The following is a 16184-nucleotide window of genomic DNA, read 5'->3' as shown; positions in this document are numbered from 1 at the left end:
GAACCGGGAGACCTGGCTGACTAGCCTTCGGCCGGGGCCTGGGCGTGCTCGCCGAGTGCGGCACGGCTGTCCGTGTCCGCATCTTCGTCGAGGACCGGGGCGAGCGAGAGCTTGCCGCGGTCGTCAATCTTGGTGATCTCAACGAGAACCTTCTGGCCGACGCCGAGCACGTCTTCGACGTTCTCGACGCGCTTGCCACCGGCGAGCTTGCGCACCTCGGAGATGTGCAGCAGGCCGTCCTTGCCGGGGAGCAGCGAGATGAAGGCGCCGAATGCGGCGATCTTCACGACGGTTCCGAGGAACTGCTCGCCGACCTCGGGGTTGGTCGGGTTGGCGATCGCGTTGACCTGGGCACGCGCGGCCTCGGCCGACGGTCCGTCGACGGCGCCGATGTACACGGTGCCGTCTTCCTCGATCGAGATGTCGGCGCCGGTCTCGTCCTGGATCGCGTTGATCGTCTTGCCCTTCGGGCCGATCAGCTCGCCGATCTTGTCGACGGGGATCTGCACGCTGATGACGCGGGGCGCGGTGGGCGCCATCTCGTCAGGGCTGTCGATCGCGGCGTTCAGCACGGCGAGGATCGTGGTGCGGGCATCCTTCGCCTGGTTCAACGCACCGGCGAGAACGGATGCCGGGATGCCGTCGAGCTTCGTGTCCAGCTGGATGGCCGTGACGAATTCGCTGGTACCGGCGACCTTGAAGTCCATGTCGCCGAGGGCGTCTTCGGCGCCGAGGATGTCGGTGAGGGCCGCGTAGCGGGTCTCACCGTCGACGGTGTCGGAGATCAGGCCCATGGCGATGCCGGCGACGGGTGCGCGCAGCGGCACACCGGCGTTCAGGAGGGACAGGGTCGAGGCGCAGACGGAACCCATCGAGGTGGAACCGTTGGACCCGAGGGCCTCCGACACCTGACGGATCGCGTAGGGGAACTCCTCACGCGTGGGCAGCACGGGGACCAGGGCACGCTCGGCGAGCGCTCCGTGGCCGATCTCGCGACGCTTCGGCGTTCCGACCCGGCCGGTTTCACCGGTCGAGTAGGGCGGGAAGTTGTAGTTGTGCATGTAGCGCTTCTTGGTGACCGGGCTCAGCGAGTCGATGGTCTGCTCGAGCTTCAGCATGTTCAGCGTGGTGACACCCAGGATCTGGGTCTCGCCGCGCTGGAAGATGGCGGAGCCGTGAACGCGCGGGATGACCTGCACCTCGGCGTCGAGCGGACGGATGTCGGCGAGTCCCCGACCGTCCATGCGCACGCCCTCGTTGAGGACACGCGAGCGGACGACCAGCTTGGTCACCGACTTGTACGCAGCGGAGACCTGGTTGTTGGCGCCGGCCGGCAGTTCGCCGGCTTCGACCTTGGCGGCCACGGCTGCCTTGACGCGCGACTTCAGTGCGTCGTCGGCATCCTGGCGCTCGATCTTCGCGGCGATCTGGTAGATGTCCTTGAGCTCGTCGTAGGCAAGAGAAGCGACGGCGTCGTAGGTGGCCTGCTCGTACGGCGGGAACAGCGGGAAGTCACCGGTCGCCTTGGAGGCGGAAGCGGCAACCTTCTGCTGGGCCTCGACGAGCTGCTTGATGAACGGCTTCGACGCCTCGATGCCCTGCGCGATGACCTCTTCGTTCGGCTTGATGGAGCCGCCCTTGATCAGGTTCCACGCGTTGTCGGTGGCCTCGGCCTCGATCATCATGATCGCGACGTCCTGGACGCCGGCGGCATCCGTCACGACACGACCTGCGACGACCATGCTGAACACGGCCTCCTCGATCTGCGAGTACTTCGGGAAGGCAACCCACTGGCCGCCACCGTTCTCATCCGGGATGAGGGCGACGCGAACGCCACCGATCGGACCGGAGAACGGGAGGCCGGCAATCTGCGTCGACATGGATGCCGCGTTGATCGCGAGCACGTCGTAGTACTCGTCGGGCGCGATGGCCAGCACGGTCACGACGACCTGGATCTCGTTGCGCAAGCCGTCGACGAACGACGGGCGCAGCGGCCGGTCGATCAGGCGGCAGGTGAGGATGGCTTCGGTCGAGGGACGACCTTCGCGGCGGAAGAAGCTGCCCGGGATGCGCCCGGCGGCGTACATGCGCTCTTCGACATCAATGGTCAACGGGAAGAAGTCGAAGTTGTCCTTCGGCTGCTTGCTGACGGACGTCGCTGAGAGCAGCATCGTCTCGTCGTCAATGTAGGCGGCGGCAGAACCCTGCGCCTGCTGGGCGAGGCGCCCAGTTTCGAAACGGATGGTGCGCTTGCCGTACTTGCCGTTGTCGATAACGGCTTCGGCGAACGTGATTTCTGGACCTTCCAAGAGGTCTATCTCCTTTGTTTAGACTCGCTCACCCATATGGTGCGCGAGTGGATACATCGGAGCAGGAACAGGCAGAATCCTTGGGCCCGTGTGCGTGTCTCTGTCGTGAATGTGACTGTGAGTGCACCGGCTTGCGCTGGCCACCAGTAGAAATTCACCAACCGCCGGTTCGAATGAACCTGGTTGGGAAACCACCACCGAGGACCAGCTTCCTGCCAGCCTGCTCCATGCGGCACTCTGCGAGCACCGCGCTCGGCCAATCCAGAGGATTAACCTCATCAAGTCTAGCAGAGGGGCGCTTCCAGCCTCCACGCGTGCGGCCAAAGTGCCGCCCCGACGCGGATCGAGGCGGCACTTTGGCCGCACGCGGCGGCTGGTCCAGGGCGCGGGCGGGCGATGACCCGCCCGCACGGATCAGAACTCGGGCTGGAACCCGCCGGTCGGGCTGAACGAGGCATCCAGGGCGAACGGGTCGCGCACCAGGCTCGACCGGTCAGAGGTCGACACGAGCGCGGCCAGCTCGCCGGCGGCGCGGTCGATCCGGTCTGGCAGCGTCTTGACCTGGTCGGCCCCGCTCCCCCAGTCCTCCGACGCGGCGAACACGGAGGTCGGTACGACGACCGAGTGCAGGTAGGTGAACATCGGGCGAATGGCGTAGTCCAGCGCCAGGGAATGGCGGGCCGTCCCGGCCGTCGCGCCGATCGCGACCGGCATGTCGGTCAAGGCGCGGTTGTCGATCACGTCGAAGAACGACTTGAACAGCCCGCTGTAGCTGGTGGTGAAGATCGGGGTGACAGCGACCAGGCCGTCGGCGGTGGTGACGGCCTCGATCATGGCGTCGAGCTTGGGGCTCGGGAAGCCGGTGAGCATGTGGTTCGTGATGTCATGCGCGAAGTCACGCAGTTCGAATGTCTTCACCTCGGTGTCGATGCCGTTCTCAGCGAGCCGGGACACGGTTGCGGCGGCGATCTTGTCGGCGAGCATCCGCGTGGACGAGGGCTGGCTCAGCCCGGCGGAGATGACGGCGAGTGTGCGCACGGTCATGGTCAGACTCCCTTCCGGGCGCCACCGACGGATGCGGGGTCCGCGGAGAGGCCGAACGCGGCGCCGGGCGCGGCGGTGATCGTGGCCCGCTCGGCTGCGGCCTTCGTCGCGGCCGCCGCCACGAGCAGCTCGTGGGTGGGCGCTTCCGGGACGTCCGCCGGACGGTTCTTCGCGAACTCGGCGCGAAGGACCGGGACGACCTCGCCGCCCAGGATGTCGAGCTGCTCGAGCACGGTCTTCAGCGGAAGCCCGGCGTGGTCCATCAGCCAGAGCTGGCGCTGGTAGTCGCCGACGTAGTCCCGGAATCCGAGCGTGCGGTCGATAACCTCCTGCGGGCTGCCGACAGTGAGCGGAGTCTGCGAGGTGAAGTCCTCGAGGCTCGGGCCATGGCCGTAGACCGGGGCGTTGTCGAAGTAGGGGCGGAATTCGTTGACGGCGTCCTGCGAGTTCTTCCGCATGAAGACCTGGCCACCGAGGCCGACGATCGCCTGCGAGGCGGTGCCGTGGCCATAGTGCTCGAAGCGCTGGCGATAGTAGGCGATCATCTTCGCGGTGTGCTCGGCCGGCCAGAAGATGTGGTTGGAGAAGAAGCCGTCACCGTAGAACGCGGCCTGCTCGGCGATCTCCGGGCTGCGGATCGAGCCATGCCAGACGAATGGCGGCACACCGTCGAGTGGGCGCGGGGTCGACTGGAAGCCCTGCAGCGGGGTGCGGAACTGGCCCCTCCAGTCCACGAACTCCTCGTCCCAGAGCCGACGCAGCAGGGCGTAGTTCTCCAACGCAAGGGGGATGCCCTGGCGGATGTCCTGCCCGAACCACGGGTAGACCGGGCCGGTGTTGCCCCGGCCCAGCGTGAGGTCGACCCGGCCGTCGGCGATGACCTGGAGCACCGCGAAGTCCTCGGCGATCTTCACCGGGTCGCTAGTGGTGATCAGCGTGGTCGCGGTGGAGAGGATGATCGTGCTGGTCTGCGCCGCCAGGTAGCCGAGCATGGTGGTCGGGCTCGACGGCACGAACGGCGGGTTGTGGTGCTCACCGGTGGCGAAAACGTCCAGTCCGACGTCTTCCGCGTGCTTCCCGATGGTCAGGATGGCCTTGATGCGCTCGGCGTCGGTGGGCGTCTGGCCGGTCGTGGGGTCGGTGGTTACGTCGCCGACGGTGAAGATTCCGAACTGCATTTTTCAGCCTTTCCAGTTCAATGCGTTTGCATAGATATCGTGTCCAACGACGGACCGGCGATTCCTATTCCCGGAATTCCTCCCGAACTGCTTCCTCCCGGATGGTGGCGTCGAAGACGCCCTTCGCGCGGAGTCCGACCAGTGAATGCCGGCGACCGTAGCTGAAGTAGATGATGAAGCCGACCACCAGCCAGGCCAGGAACCGCACCCAGGTGAGAGTGGTGAGATTCAGCATCAGCCAGATGCAGAGCACGGCCGAAAGGATCGGAAGGAAGGGCGAGAGCGGCACCCGGAACGAACGCTTGAGGTCGGGCCGGGTTCTCCGCAGCACGACGACCGCGATGCTGACCAGGACGAATGCCGAGAGGGTGCCGATGTTGATCATCTCCTCGAGGATGCCGACATCCGTCAACCCGGCCAGCAACGCGACAGCGCAGCCGACGATGATCTGGATGCGGGCCGGCGTGCGCCGCTTCTCTGACGTGACGCTCAGCGCGCGGGGCAGGAGGCCGTCCCTGCTCATCGAGAACAGCACCCGGGAGAGCCCGAGAAGCAGCACCATGATCACCGTGGTGAGGCCGACGAGGATCCCGACCGAGATCACCTGCGCCGCCCAGCCGGCGCCGACGGAGACGAACGCCGTGGCCAGCGAGGCGTTGGGGTCGTCGGCGAGTACCGTATACGGCACCATGCCGGTGAGCACCAGGCTGACCGCGATGTAGAGCACCGTGACGATTGCGAGTCCGGCGAAGATGCCGCGTGGGAGGGTGCGCTGCGGGTTCTTCACTTCCTCGGCCGAGGTCGCCACCACGTCGAAGCCGATGAAGGCGAAGAAGACGAGTGATGCCCCGGCGAGGAGTCCGAAGACGCCGTACTGCGCCGGCGCTGCACCGGTCATGAAGGAGAACAGTGACTGGCTCCACGCATCGCTCGCGCCGCCCTTCGTGGGCACCGACTCGGGAATGAAGGGGGTGTAATTCTCGGCCTTGATGAAGAAAGCGCCGACCACGATGACGAACAGGACGATGGCCACTTTGATCACGGTGATGATGCCGCTGACCCGGGCGGAGAGCTTGGTGCCCAGCACCAGCAGAACGGTGAAGATGGCGACGATGATGAACGGTCCCCAGCTCACCTCCAGGCCCAGCACGTTGACGGTGTCCGGGACGTTCCAGTGCCAGAGCGCGAACACGCTGCTGAGGTAGATCCCCCAGTATTTGGCGATCACCGCAGCTGCGGTGAGCATTTCGAGGATGAGGTCCCAGCCGATGATCCAGGCGAGCAGTTCGCCGAGGGTGGCATAGGTGAAGGTGTATGCGGAGCCGGCGACCGGCACCGCCGAGGCGAATTCGGCGTAACACATGATGGCGAGGGCACAGGTGATGGCCGCCAGCAAAAAAGCCAGGGTGACCGACGGCCCGGCATAACTGCCGGCCGCTTTGGCGCCGACCGAGAAGATTCCAGCGCCCACCGCGACCGCGACGCCCATGATCATGAGATCCCAGGTTCCCAGCGTGCGCTTGAGGTTGTGGCCCTTCTCCAGCGAGTCGGCCATCGAATCCTCGATGCTCTTTGTTCTCCATAGACTCATGCAGCATCCCTCGTGTGTGCGTGCTCTGGTTCCGCGATCCTCGAACGGGGTACTCAATCGTAGGCCGAACCTCAGAGTTCGGTGTGAGCCGCTGGCGGTTCGGGGCTCCACGGGTAGCGTGAAAAACGTGCCACGGCACGGCTGCGGCACCACTCAGATCAGCAAACACCCGGAGGAGCAAGAGATATGGCCAGCACCGAACTTTCCGGCAAGCGCGTCGCCTTCCTGTTGACGAACGGATACGAGGACAGCGAGCTGACGAGTCCGTGGGACGCGGTCGCCCAAGCCGGCGGTACCCCCGTCCTGGTCTCCCCCGCCGACGGGAGTGTCACCGGCAAGAACGGGCACGAGCAGCCCGTCGACGTGTCGGTGACGGATGCCGACGCGGCGGACTTCGATTCGCTGGTTCTGCCCGGCGGCGTCGTGAACGCCGACCACCTGCGCATGGACCAGGACGCGATCGCCTTCACGAAGGCATTTTTCACGGCGCACAAACCTGTCGCCGCGATCTGCCACGCACCCTGGATCCTGATCGAGGCTGGTGTCGCTGAGGGACGGAAGCTCACCTCATATTCGAGCCTTCGCACCGACCTGAGGAACGCCGGCGCCCAGTGGGTGGACGAGGAAGTCGTCGTCGACCAGGGCCTTGTCACCAGCCGCACGCCTGACGACCTGCCGGCATTCAACGCGAAGGTGGTTGAGGAAATCGCCGAGGGTGCTCACGCCGGCCAGCACGCCTAGCGAGAGACACTCGGAACCGCTGGCTCAGGGCAGGGCAAGGACCGAGCGCGCCGCAGCACCCAGCAGTTCGCCGTACTCCGCGCCGTGGCCGGCCGCGTGCACGGCCAGCGGATGCAGTTGCTGCAGCCCGACCCGCTCCTGCCAGCCCGCGCGGAGCGGGTTCACCTCCTGGTACCCGGCGACCACGTCGTCGAAGTACGGGCAGCCGAACAGCGCAAGCATGGCGAGGTCTGTCTCGCGGTGCCCTCCGTGCGCGGCCGGGTCGATCAGCACGACGCCGGTTGCCGACCACAGCACGTTGCCGTTCCACAGGTCGCCGTGCAGGCGTGCGGGAGGATCCTCGTCGTCGAATTCGCCGGCTCCGATGCGTTCACAGGCGTCATGCACGACGCGCGCTGTGGCATCCGTCACGTTGCCGACCTTCTCGCCCACCTCGAGGTACGGCAACACCCGGTCGCGGGCATAGAACCGTCCCCAGGACGGCTCATGCGCAACCGGCAACACCCGGTTCCCGATGTAGAGCGGACCGGCGTAACCGGCCGGCGGCGCCCCGAAAGCGGCTGCCCCGGCCCGGTGGGTCACCGCGAGCGCCGCCCCGAACGCGTGCGCCGCATCGGGCGTGGGCTGCACCTCGTCCACGTGCTCGATCACCAGGTGTCCCGGCTTCACATCAATGACGGATGCGACGCGCGCGCCCCGCGCATCCGCCAACCAGCCGAGTCCGGCGGCCTCGGCTTCGAAGAAGCGGGGCGGCGCATCCGTTCGCCGTTTCACGTAATCGAGCGGCTTATTCATGCCTCTACCCTTCCGCATTTTGCGCGCGTCGAACAGGCCTGCGGCGCCCGAGCTGCACGGCCGTGATGACGAGGGCGAACAGCACGCCGATGGCCGCACCGGCGGTGTTCGCGACCAGGTCCCGCACGTCGGGGTAACGGGTCGGCAGAAACAGCTGCGCGAATTCGATGGAGCAGGTGAGCATGATGCCGATGACGATCGCCAGCCACCACAACCGGCGCCCGAACAGGAGCACCAGGAATGCGCCGATCGGCACGAACATGCCGATGTTGGCGATGAACTCGACTCGGCCGTAAGTGACCCAGTCTGTGGCGTCGTGCCGGGAGAAGAAAGCGAGCGCACGCAGCAGCCAGCCGTTGTTCGAGTTGTCAAACGGCTGCGGCCCGAGCGTCACCCAGCCGACGAACGCGAGGTACGCGAGGGAGACCAGGGAGAGGACGGGGTGGCGGTGCAGCATGACTCCATGGTGCCCGATCCTGCCGGGTGCTATCGGGAACGTCCCGTCTCAAAGCCGATCGCGGCGCTCATGGGAGTGCGGGCTCTAGAGCGGAAACCTGAGAGCGCCACCAGGGCGTTTCGACGAACCCGCGCTTGAGGAAGAGCAGCTCCATCGATGCGGTCCAGTCTTTTACCCCCTCAAGCCTGGAGAGCGTCGAAGTGATGAAACTATACAAGTCCGTCGTTGACGGCAGGATGACTTCACAAAACAGCGAGTTTTCATCGAGGGTGGCAGCGAGGTAACGGACCGCCGGATGCTGCGCCAATTCGCGGGCTACAGCGTCCATCCTCCGTGGCGCAACGCGGACGGTCAGAAGTGTCTCCGCGCCCATCCCGAGTGCTGTGGCCGGCATAACGGTCAGGATATCGATGCACCGGGAATTGCGAAGGCGTTCGAATCGACGGCGAACGCTCGATTCGTTCATTCCGAGTCGATCCGCGATGGCCTGGAATGTCTCCCGTCCGTCTTCACGCAGCGCCTCGACGATCTTCCAGTCGGAACTGTCGAAGTGCTCCGGCCGGCAGGATGCCGGTTCAACGACCTCGAGGTTCTCACCGGGCACGCCCGGCAGATCGGCGGTGTCCGAAAAAAGCTGCCGCCCCCAATCGAAGGTCACCTTGTAGACGTGCATGATGAGGTCGCTCCGCCAGCGTTCGATGCCGGCTATCGACTGCAGCTCTTCGATGAATTGCGGATAGTGCGTCGCACCGCCGTGAACGACCAGCTCCGCGATGATGTCATAACGGCCAGTGACGACGGTGACGAATCGCATGCCTTCATGGTTGACCAGTTCCGCGGCGACCTGGAGCTGGGTGCCAGGCTGGCAGTTGATGCGGATCAGGAATGAGTCGACCTGACCTTTGCTGCCGAGCGCGGGCACCACCGCGATTTTGGTCACTCCCGACGCGAGCAGTTGCTGGCCGCGACGGGCGACTGTGGCGGTCGAGGAGTTGACCATATCGGCGATCGTGCGCCAGCTCGCCCGGCCGTCGTGCTGCAAGGCGACGACGATGCGCCGGTCCAGTTCATCGAGCCCATCGAGGGCTGGCGCGTTCACTCTGCCGCCGGTTCGGCGCGCGTCGGGGCCGCAACGCGGTGGAGGAAGTCACGCACCGTCGCCGTCCAGAGCTCTGCCTGTTCAATCTGCGGTGAGTGACCCGATTCCTCGAACACGACAAGTTCAGAGTTCGGAATCAGCCGGGCGATGGTCTGGCTGCACGACACGGGTGTGATCCAGTCGGTGCGCCCCACGGTTATCAGGGTTGGGACGGCGATCGAGGGAAGCTTCGGCTTGAGGTCGTAGCTGGGCAGGTTTCGCGAGAAGGCGTAGTTGTGCGCCTGGTAGCGGTACGGGGTGGCTACGACCTTCTTCTCGACCGCCGCTGGGTCATAGTTGAAGTCGTAGAGCGGCAGGATCTCCCGCCAACAGTCCCGCAGGTCGTCATTGTCGGCGACGCGTCCCTCGTCGATGCGGTCAAACTTCTCCATGTCGATGGTCACGCGGTCGGAGGCGAGCGCATTCTCCCTGGCCAGGTGGGCGTTGCCGTTGTCCGCCGAGGTGTCGCGTAACACGAGGGCGCTCACCCGGTCCGGGTAACGGATGGCATACTCCATCGCCATGAATCCGCCATACGATCCGCCGGCGATAACGATCTGCTCTGCACCGATCCACTCGCGCAGTCCGTCGATGTCGGCTGCCCACTGCTCATGGCTGAACGTGCCGCTGCCCTCGCTCTGCCCCGAGCCTCTGGCGTCGAAGACGACGACACGATATTCATCGGCGAGGCGGCCGAAGCTGGCCCGCGGTTCAGCGCGTGAACCCAGCCCGGGAGCTCCGTGGTGGGTGATGATGACAGGTGCACCCTCGGGTCCCAGCACCTCGACCGCGAGCTCGTTTCCATTGATTAAGATTCGTTGCGCCGGCGTGGTAGCCGTCGAAAACTCTGGCGAGACTGTTTCCTGGGTCATGATTCTCCTTCGTCGATCTGTTCAGTTCGTCGATCTGTTCAGCATGTCGGTGATGCTGGGTCGGGCTGATGCCCGGCCTGACGGATGTCACAGCTCAATGGTGCAGTCGGCCAGTCCGCGCGGAAAGGCAGTCAGCGCTTCCGAACCCGACTCGGTCACCAGCATGCTGTCGCTGATGCGGTAGCCGGCGTGTCTCGGGATGTAGATTCCCGGTTCATTTGACACAATCATGCCGGCCTCCAGGAGCGTGTCGTCCCCGGCTTCCAGCCACGGCGGCTCATGCATGCCGAGTCCGATGCCGTGGCCTTGCCGATGACGGATGTACTCGCCGAGGCCCGCTTCCTCGATGACAGCGAGACACGCGGCGTTCGCCTCCCTGCACCGCGCGCCCGGTCGGATCGCCTGCCCCCCTACGCTTTGGGCGCGGCGGATCGTGTCGTGGAAGCGGAACTGGTCGGGGGTCGGCTTGCCTAACACGAATGTGCGCTCGCCCTCGACGAAGCGGCCGCCCACGGCGCATCCGAGAGAGAGCATAAAAGTGTCACCTGGCGACAGCCGGTAGCCTGAGGGAAGCCCGTGAGGAAACGCCGAATTCGCCCCGGCGTACACCAGCCCACCGGCGAGAGGGGAGACCACCACCACGTCGTCATGCTCGGCGTACATCATCGACACGCCGATGCCGGTCACGCCCGAGGCGAGTTCCGCCTCACTCGGAAGCCGGCCATTGGCGGCGACGGCTTCCCTGACTAGGGCAACCCCCGCGCCGAGCATCACGTCGGTAACCCGGGCTGCTTCACGGTGGAGTGCGATCTCCTCGTCGAACTTGACGTAACGGGCACGGGTCACGATCGTGGTCGGAGCGTAGTCGGCCGCGGGGAGCTCGCGGCGCGCGGCCGCGAGCCGTTCATGCGTCATGTGGGTCGTGAAACCAACGCGCAGCCCGCCGCCGCCGCCGACCCGGTCGACTTCGGCGGCGAGGGTGGCGAACGGGGCCTCGGTACCGGGGAATTCACCGTATGAGACGATCCGCGCGCGCGCCTGCTGGCGTTCGGCATTCTCCCGCTCGAGCCGTGGCGTCAGCAGCACAGTTGGCCCGTCCGCGGCGAGCCACACGGCGACCGGCCGCTCGCACGGGTGGTGGAAGAACCCGGTGAGGTATGCGACGTCTTCGGGGTCGTCGGTGAGGATGGCATCGAGGTTTTCCTCGGCAAGCCGTCCTCGAACGCGCTCCTGCACCCGGTCGAAGAACACCGGATCAAGGGCCTGGCTGAAACGGGTGGCGGTCGTCATCGGCACTCCTAGCGGGACCGGTTGCGTGGGTTGCGCGCATCGTTGTACGCGATGGACAAAAGAGTTGCCGAGAGTACCAGCATCAAGATGGCGATCGACGGGAAGAGTGTGAGCCACCAAGCGCTTGACATCGCGCCGGACTGCTGGGCCTCATAGAGGATTCGTCCCCACGACCACGTGGTCGGGTCGCCCAAGCCGAGGAATGCGAGACCGGCGGCGGAGAGCACCGCACGCGACGCCGTCACGACAACTGACACGACGATCACCGGAGTGACGGCAGGGACGACATGCCTGGCGATGATCCACACCGGCGACGTGGTCATCAGCCGCGCCGCATCGACGTAGGGAAGGTTGACGACAGTCAGTGCCTGCGAGCGCACGAGTCGGGTCACCTCCGGCCAGGAGAATGCGGCGACGACCGCGATGATCGTGGCGGTGCTGGGGCCCACCAGTGCAGCCACGAGAATCATCAGGGGCAGCACCGGCAGGGAAAGCGTGAGGTCGACCAGCACGCTGATGAACGTGTCGATCCGGCGGAAGTACGCGCCGATGACCGCGACTAGGGTGCCGATGCCGATGGCGATGACGGATGCCGACACGGCGACCAGCAGACTCTGTTGCGTTCCCCAGATCACTTCGCCGAGCAGGTCCCGCCCCAGGGAGTCGGTCCCGAATGGGTATGCGCCGCCCGGCGGCACGAGCACATCGGTTCCGTAGCTGGCCGGGTACGGCGCGAGGAGCGGCGCTGCCAGGGCGACGACGACCAGGAGAAGGAGGATGCCGGCCGAGACAAGGCCGAGCGGTTCCTTGCGGAACACCCGCCAGGTTGCCGCCCCGGCGCGTTCGCTCTCGGTGGCGACGGGTTCGGCCAGAACGGCGCTGGGGTCGAGTCCGATCGAAGTCATGATGTCTTCACCCTGGGGTCGAGGAATCCGTAAATGATGTCCGTCACCATGTTGGCGACCACAACAGTGATGGCCAGAAGCAGGAATGCCCCCTGGAGCACCGGGAAGTCGAGCTGTGTGACGGCTTCGTAAATGCCGCGGCCGATGCCGGGGTAGGCGAACACGGTCTCGGTGAGTACTGCGCCGCCCACGAGGAATCCGAGTTGGAGCCCGATCAGCGTCGTCGTGGGCAGGAGCGCATTGCGCAATGCATGCCGCCAGAGGATGCGGCGGTAGGGCAGCCCATTCGCTTTCGCCAGGGTGACGTAGTCCTCCTGAAGCGCATCGATCAGCGTCGATCGCATGGTCAATACATAGGATCCAAGCTGGATGAGCATGAGCGAGGTGGCAGGCAGCACGAGGTGGCTTGCCACGCTTCTGTACCAGTCCATCCCGTAGGTGCCCGACGAATAGGCGCCGCCGATCGGAAACCAGCCGAGCATCAGCCCGAAAACGAACAGCAGGAGAACGCCGATGCTCGGAACGAAAAGCGATTGCCCGGTGACGCCGATCACCTGCACGACCTTGTCAGCGAGCTTCCCCCGGCGCGATGCCGCGAGAACGCCGAGCGGCACGCCGACCAGCACGGTGATGATGAGTGCGGTGAAGGTGAGCAACAGAGTCCAGGGCAGGCGCTGCATGAGCACGTTCATCACCGGGATTGACTGGGTGAACGATGTCCCGAAGTTGCCCTGCAGGAGCTGACCAAGATAGATCAGGTATTGCACGAACAAGGGCTTGTCGAGCCCATACTGCTGGAGCAGGGCTGCCCGGGTCTCCTCGGTCATGTTCGGGCTGGCGATTGCCAGGGCCGGGTCTCCGGGCAACAGTCGGAGCAGGAGGAAGGTCACTGTCACGGCGAACAAAATCGTGAACAGACCCCTGCCGATGCGGCGGAGAACAAATGACAAACGAGACACGCGGGCAGCCCTCTTCCCTACTTGACCTTGTGAGCGTTCGCGACCGACACCGGGGACACGATCGACAGAAGCTCACTCGGCCTCGTCACGAAACCCTCCCAGTCCGCCCTGTGCGCGAAGTTGAGGTTCTGGGTGTACATGATGTTGTCATAGACCTGGTCGTGGACGATCTTCGCGGCGTCCTGCATGATCGCGATTTTGGCCTTGGTGTCGGAGGTGACCGACCCCTTGGCGATCAGGTCGTTCAGCTTCGGATCGTCGACGTAGGTGTAGTTGATTGCACCTCCGGGCAGGTAGGACAACACGAAGTTAGTGACTGGGTCGTCCATGATGGCGAAGTTGCCGGCATAGATGTCGTAGTCACCCGCATTGGTCATCGCCAGGTAGGTGTTTCGCTCGGTGCCCTGCAGCTCGATCGTGATGCCGGCTTTGGCCGAGCTGTCCTTCACCAGCTGGGCCCACTGGCTCGTGACGCTGTCTTGCAGCGAGTAGATGAGACGGAAGGAGACGTTGAAGTTGCCGTCGGCATCCTCGACGTAGCCCGCCTTTTTCATCAGGCTGCGCGACATGTCGGGGTCGAAGGTGTACTCCTTGAGCGACTTGTCGTAGTAGTCGGAGAGCACGGGCATAAGGGCGCTGGAGCCCGTCGACACAGCCTGTCCTTGGAGCACGACCTTGCGGATAGTTTCATAGTCCACCGCGTGGGCGAGCGCCTGGCGCACCTCGAGCTTGGCCAAGTCAGGCTTCTGCATGTTGTACGTCATGTGGGCGTAACCGAGGCCCACAACCTTCTGGACCTTGATGCCATCGGTCTTTTCGAGCTGTGAGACCTGCGCCGGCGGAAGGGCGTTCGCGATCACATCCACCTCGCCACTCTGTAACGCCAGGATCTCCGTGTTCACGTCAGGGAAGACGCGATACACGACCTTGGCGGCAAGCGGTTTGCCGCCCTCGACAAGAGGGTAGTTGTCCACTCGATCCATCGTGTAGCTCTGGCCGACCTGCACATTGGTGAGGGTGTACGGCCCTGCGCCGACCCATCCTCCGTCGGTGCCGTCGTTCGGGAACGTGGCCACCGAAGCCGCCTTCCCGAAGACGTGCTTCGGCACGACGTTTCCCCAGAAACCGAGTTCCTCGATCATCGAGGAGTCGGGCTCGGTCAACTTGACCTCGATCCGGGTGTCTGACACGGCTTCAGCGGAGGCGAAGTGCGCCATCTGGCCGTAGAAGGTGCCAGACGGCTTGTCCTTCTTGACGGCGTTCAGCGTCCACGCGACGTCTTCGGAAGTGACGGGTTCGCCGTCGCTCCAGGTGAAATCGGTGCGGATCTCGTAGAAGGCCGTCGTGTCGTCGACGTAGCCCCACTTCGTCGCCAAGGCGGCGGTCTTCTTGCCGTCGTCAGCGATGCTCATGAGATGCGGGTACATCAGGTTGGTGATCCAATAGTCGCTGCGACTGTTGCCGATCAGCGGGTTGTAGTTCACGACATCGGTCGTCGTTGCGATGGTGAGCGTGTCGTTGCTCGCGCCGGTCGGCGCGGCCGACTTCACGGGCGGCGCGGACGGCGCGCACGCGCTCATCGCGAGCGCCACGGACAATGCGCCCGCGGCGATGATCAGACTGCGTTTTCTCATGAAACCCAAACCTCCTCAAGGACCCGCAGGGTGTTGCCGCCGACGACGGCGCGGATGTCGTCGTCGGAGTAATTGTGCTTGACCAGCCAGCCGATGATGTTGAAGAACGCCTCACCGGGGTTTTCGACTCCGTCGACGTAGGGCACCTTCTGGAACTCGACCTGGCCGTGCGCCTGGCCGAGGGACAGGTTCGACGAGAACGCGTCGTGCAGACCGACGTGGTCGCCGAAGAGGGTGTCAGGGCCGAAGCTCACGTGCTCCAGGCCGACCAGGTCGACGCAGTACTGGAAGTGGTCCATGAAGGATTCAAGCGAGTGGAGCGGATGCTGCGGCGAAAGGGTGGTGTGCGGGGCTGCTTCGATGCCGATAACACCGCCGCGCTTGGCGCACTCGATGATCGTTTCATCTGTCTTCATGCGGTTGGTCGGCCAGAGCCCGCGTGCGCCCGCGTGGGTGATGAACACCGGCTTCGTCGATGCGGCTATCACGTCAAGGCAGGTCTGGTCACCGCTGTGTGAGATGTCGATTGCGATGCCGAGCTTGTTCATTCGAGCCACGGCGCGCTCGCCGAAGTAGGTCAGTCCGCCGTCGCCACGCTCCTTGAGCCCGCCGCCGAGGGTGTTGGCCTCCGAGTATGCGATGCCCATCTGGCGAACACCGAAGCCGTAGAGCACGTCGAGCCGGTCGACCTCGTTTTCGATCATCGTTGACGCCTCAAGTGCGAAGATGTGGGCGATGCGGCCCGTCTCCTTGGCGAGGTTGATGTCTGCGATCGACTCCGCCTTCATCACGAAGTCCTGGTGCGCAAGGTCGGCCATGCGCACGCCGAGGTCGAACAGCACGTCCTGGTACTTCCACCCGGCGTCGCTCGAGATGCAGCAGGTGCCGTCCATGCCGTTGTCGAAGACAGCGGTGAGGCCAGAACCGGCCAGGCCCTCGTAAGCCGTTGGTTCGCGTCCCTGACGGATGTGATCGCGTAGCTGCGTCATGTCCTCGGGGAAGACCTGCACGTGCTCGTGTAGCGAGATGACGGTCTCCTCCGTGAGGAGCTTCGTGGTGCGCGCCTCTTCATCGGCGCTGAGGTCGAGGCCCGCGTAGGCGGGCACGCGGCCTACCTGCTTGGCGTAGGTGAACTCCTTATAGTCCTTACCGGCCTCGAGATAGTCGTATGCGGTGTATCCGGTGTAGCGCTCTGCGGGTTCCAGCACGTGTTGCCTCCATAGTCGTCGTGCACGCTCTGTCGCGTGCCGGCCGTCCGCCTGTGACGCACC

General features: G+C 64.9%; 14 protein-coding genes. 1 reads left to right on the top strand and 13 read right to left on the bottom strand.

Features of this window, described 5'->3' with window-relative positions; all coding sequences use genetic code 11:
- Window positions 1-20 precede the first annotated feature (20 nt).
- The 4 genes from AB4Y94_RS01475 to AB4Y94_RS01460 form a co-directional block, all read right to left on the bottom strand.
- Complete coding sequence (locus AB4Y94_RS01475) at window positions 21-2309, bottom strand: polyribonucleotide nucleotidyltransferase (protein ID WP_441724038.1); 2289 nt, start codon at window positions 2307-2309, stop codon at window positions 21-23.
- Window positions 2310-2723: 414 nt separating this feature from the next.
- Window positions 2724-3353, bottom strand: coding sequence for an FMN reductase (locus tag AB4Y94_RS01470; RefSeq protein WP_441724036.1), 630 nt, complete (start codon window positions 3351-3353; stop codon window positions 2724-2726).
- Window positions 3354-3355: 2 nt separating this feature from the next.
- Window positions 3356-4531, bottom strand: coding sequence for an LLM class flavin-dependent oxidoreductase (locus tag AB4Y94_RS01465; RefSeq protein WP_441724034.1), 1176 nt, complete (start codon window positions 4529-4531; stop codon window positions 3356-3358).
- A gap of 64 nt (window positions 4532-4595) precedes the next feature.
- Entirely contained in the window at window positions 4596-6122 is a 1527-nt protein-coding gene (locus AB4Y94_RS01460) for an amino acid permease (protein ID WP_441724032.1), read from the bottom strand.
- A gap of 186 nt (window positions 6123-6308) precedes the next feature.
- On the opposite strand from AB4Y94_RS01460, the gene AB4Y94_RS01455 reads away from it, so the two are divergent.
- A complete protein-coding gene (locus tag AB4Y94_RS01455) occupies window positions 6309-6863 on the top strand; it encodes a type 1 glutamine amidotransferase domain-containing protein (RefSeq protein ID WP_441724030.1) in 555 nt (184 codons plus the stop codon).
- A gap of 24 nt (window positions 6864-6887) precedes the next feature.
- On the opposite strand, the gene AB4Y94_RS01450 is transcribed toward AB4Y94_RS01455, so the two are convergent.
- The 9 genes from AB4Y94_RS01450 to AB4Y94_RS01410 form a co-directional block, all read right to left on the bottom strand.
- On the bottom strand, window positions 6888-7658 hold the full coding sequence (locus AB4Y94_RS01450) for a fructosamine kinase family protein (RefSeq protein ID WP_441724028.1): 771 nt from the start codon (window positions 7656-7658) through the stop codon (window positions 6888-6890).
- 4 nt (window positions 7659-7662) lie between these two features.
- Window positions 7663-8115 (bottom strand): VanZ family protein, encoded by a 453-nt coding sequence (locus AB4Y94_RS01445; protein ID WP_441724026.1) that lies wholly within the window; start codon window positions 8113-8115, stop codon window positions 7663-7665.
- Window positions 8116-8182: 67 nt separating this feature from the next.
- Window positions 8183-9214 (bottom strand): Lrp/AsnC family transcriptional regulator, encoded by a 1032-nt coding sequence (locus tag AB4Y94_RS01440; protein WP_441724024.1) that lies wholly within the window; start codon window positions 9212-9214, stop codon window positions 8183-8185.
- Window positions 9211-10125, bottom strand: a complete 915-nt coding sequence (locus AB4Y94_RS01435) for an alpha/beta fold hydrolase (RefSeq protein ID WP_441724022.1) — start codon at window positions 10123-10125, stop codon at window positions 9211-9213. The genes AB4Y94_RS01440 and AB4Y94_RS01435 overlap by 4 nt, the downstream gene beginning before the upstream one ends.
- A gap of 87 nt (window positions 10126-10212) precedes the next feature.
- Window positions 10213-11415, bottom strand: coding sequence for a M24 family metallopeptidase (locus AB4Y94_RS01430; protein WP_441724020.1), 1203 nt, complete (start codon window positions 11413-11415; stop codon window positions 10213-10215).
- An 8-nt stretch (window positions 11416-11423) separates the two neighbouring features.
- Window positions 11424-12320 (bottom strand): ABC transporter permease, encoded by an 897-nt coding sequence (locus AB4Y94_RS01425; protein ID WP_441724018.1) that lies wholly within the window; start codon window positions 12318-12320, stop codon window positions 11424-11426.
- Window positions 12317-13279: an ABC transporter permease gene (locus tag AB4Y94_RS01420; RefSeq protein WP_441724016.1), complete on the bottom strand. Its 963-nt coding sequence runs from the start codon at window positions 13277-13279 to the stop codon at window positions 12317-12319. The genes AB4Y94_RS01425 and AB4Y94_RS01420 overlap by 4 nt, the downstream gene beginning before the upstream one ends.
- Window positions 13280-13296: 17 nt before the next feature.
- A complete protein-coding gene (locus AB4Y94_RS01415; protein WP_441724014.1) occupies window positions 13297-14913 on the bottom strand; it encodes an ABC transporter substrate-binding protein in 1617 nt (538 codons plus the stop codon).
- Window positions 14910-16121, bottom strand: coding sequence for a dipeptidase (locus AB4Y94_RS01410; protein ID WP_441724012.1), 1212 nt, complete (start codon window positions 16119-16121; stop codon window positions 14910-14912). Before AB4Y94_RS01410 ends, AB4Y94_RS01415 begins: the two co-directional genes overlap by 4 nt.
- Window positions 16122-16184: the final 63 nt, after the last annotated feature.

This window comes from Glaciibacter sp. 2TAF33, from assembly GCF_052114945.1.
Lineage (GTDB): Bacteria > Actinomycetota > Actinomycetes > Actinomycetales > Microbacteriaceae > Cryobacterium.
This window is presented reverse-complemented; position numbering and strand designations above follow the sequence as displayed.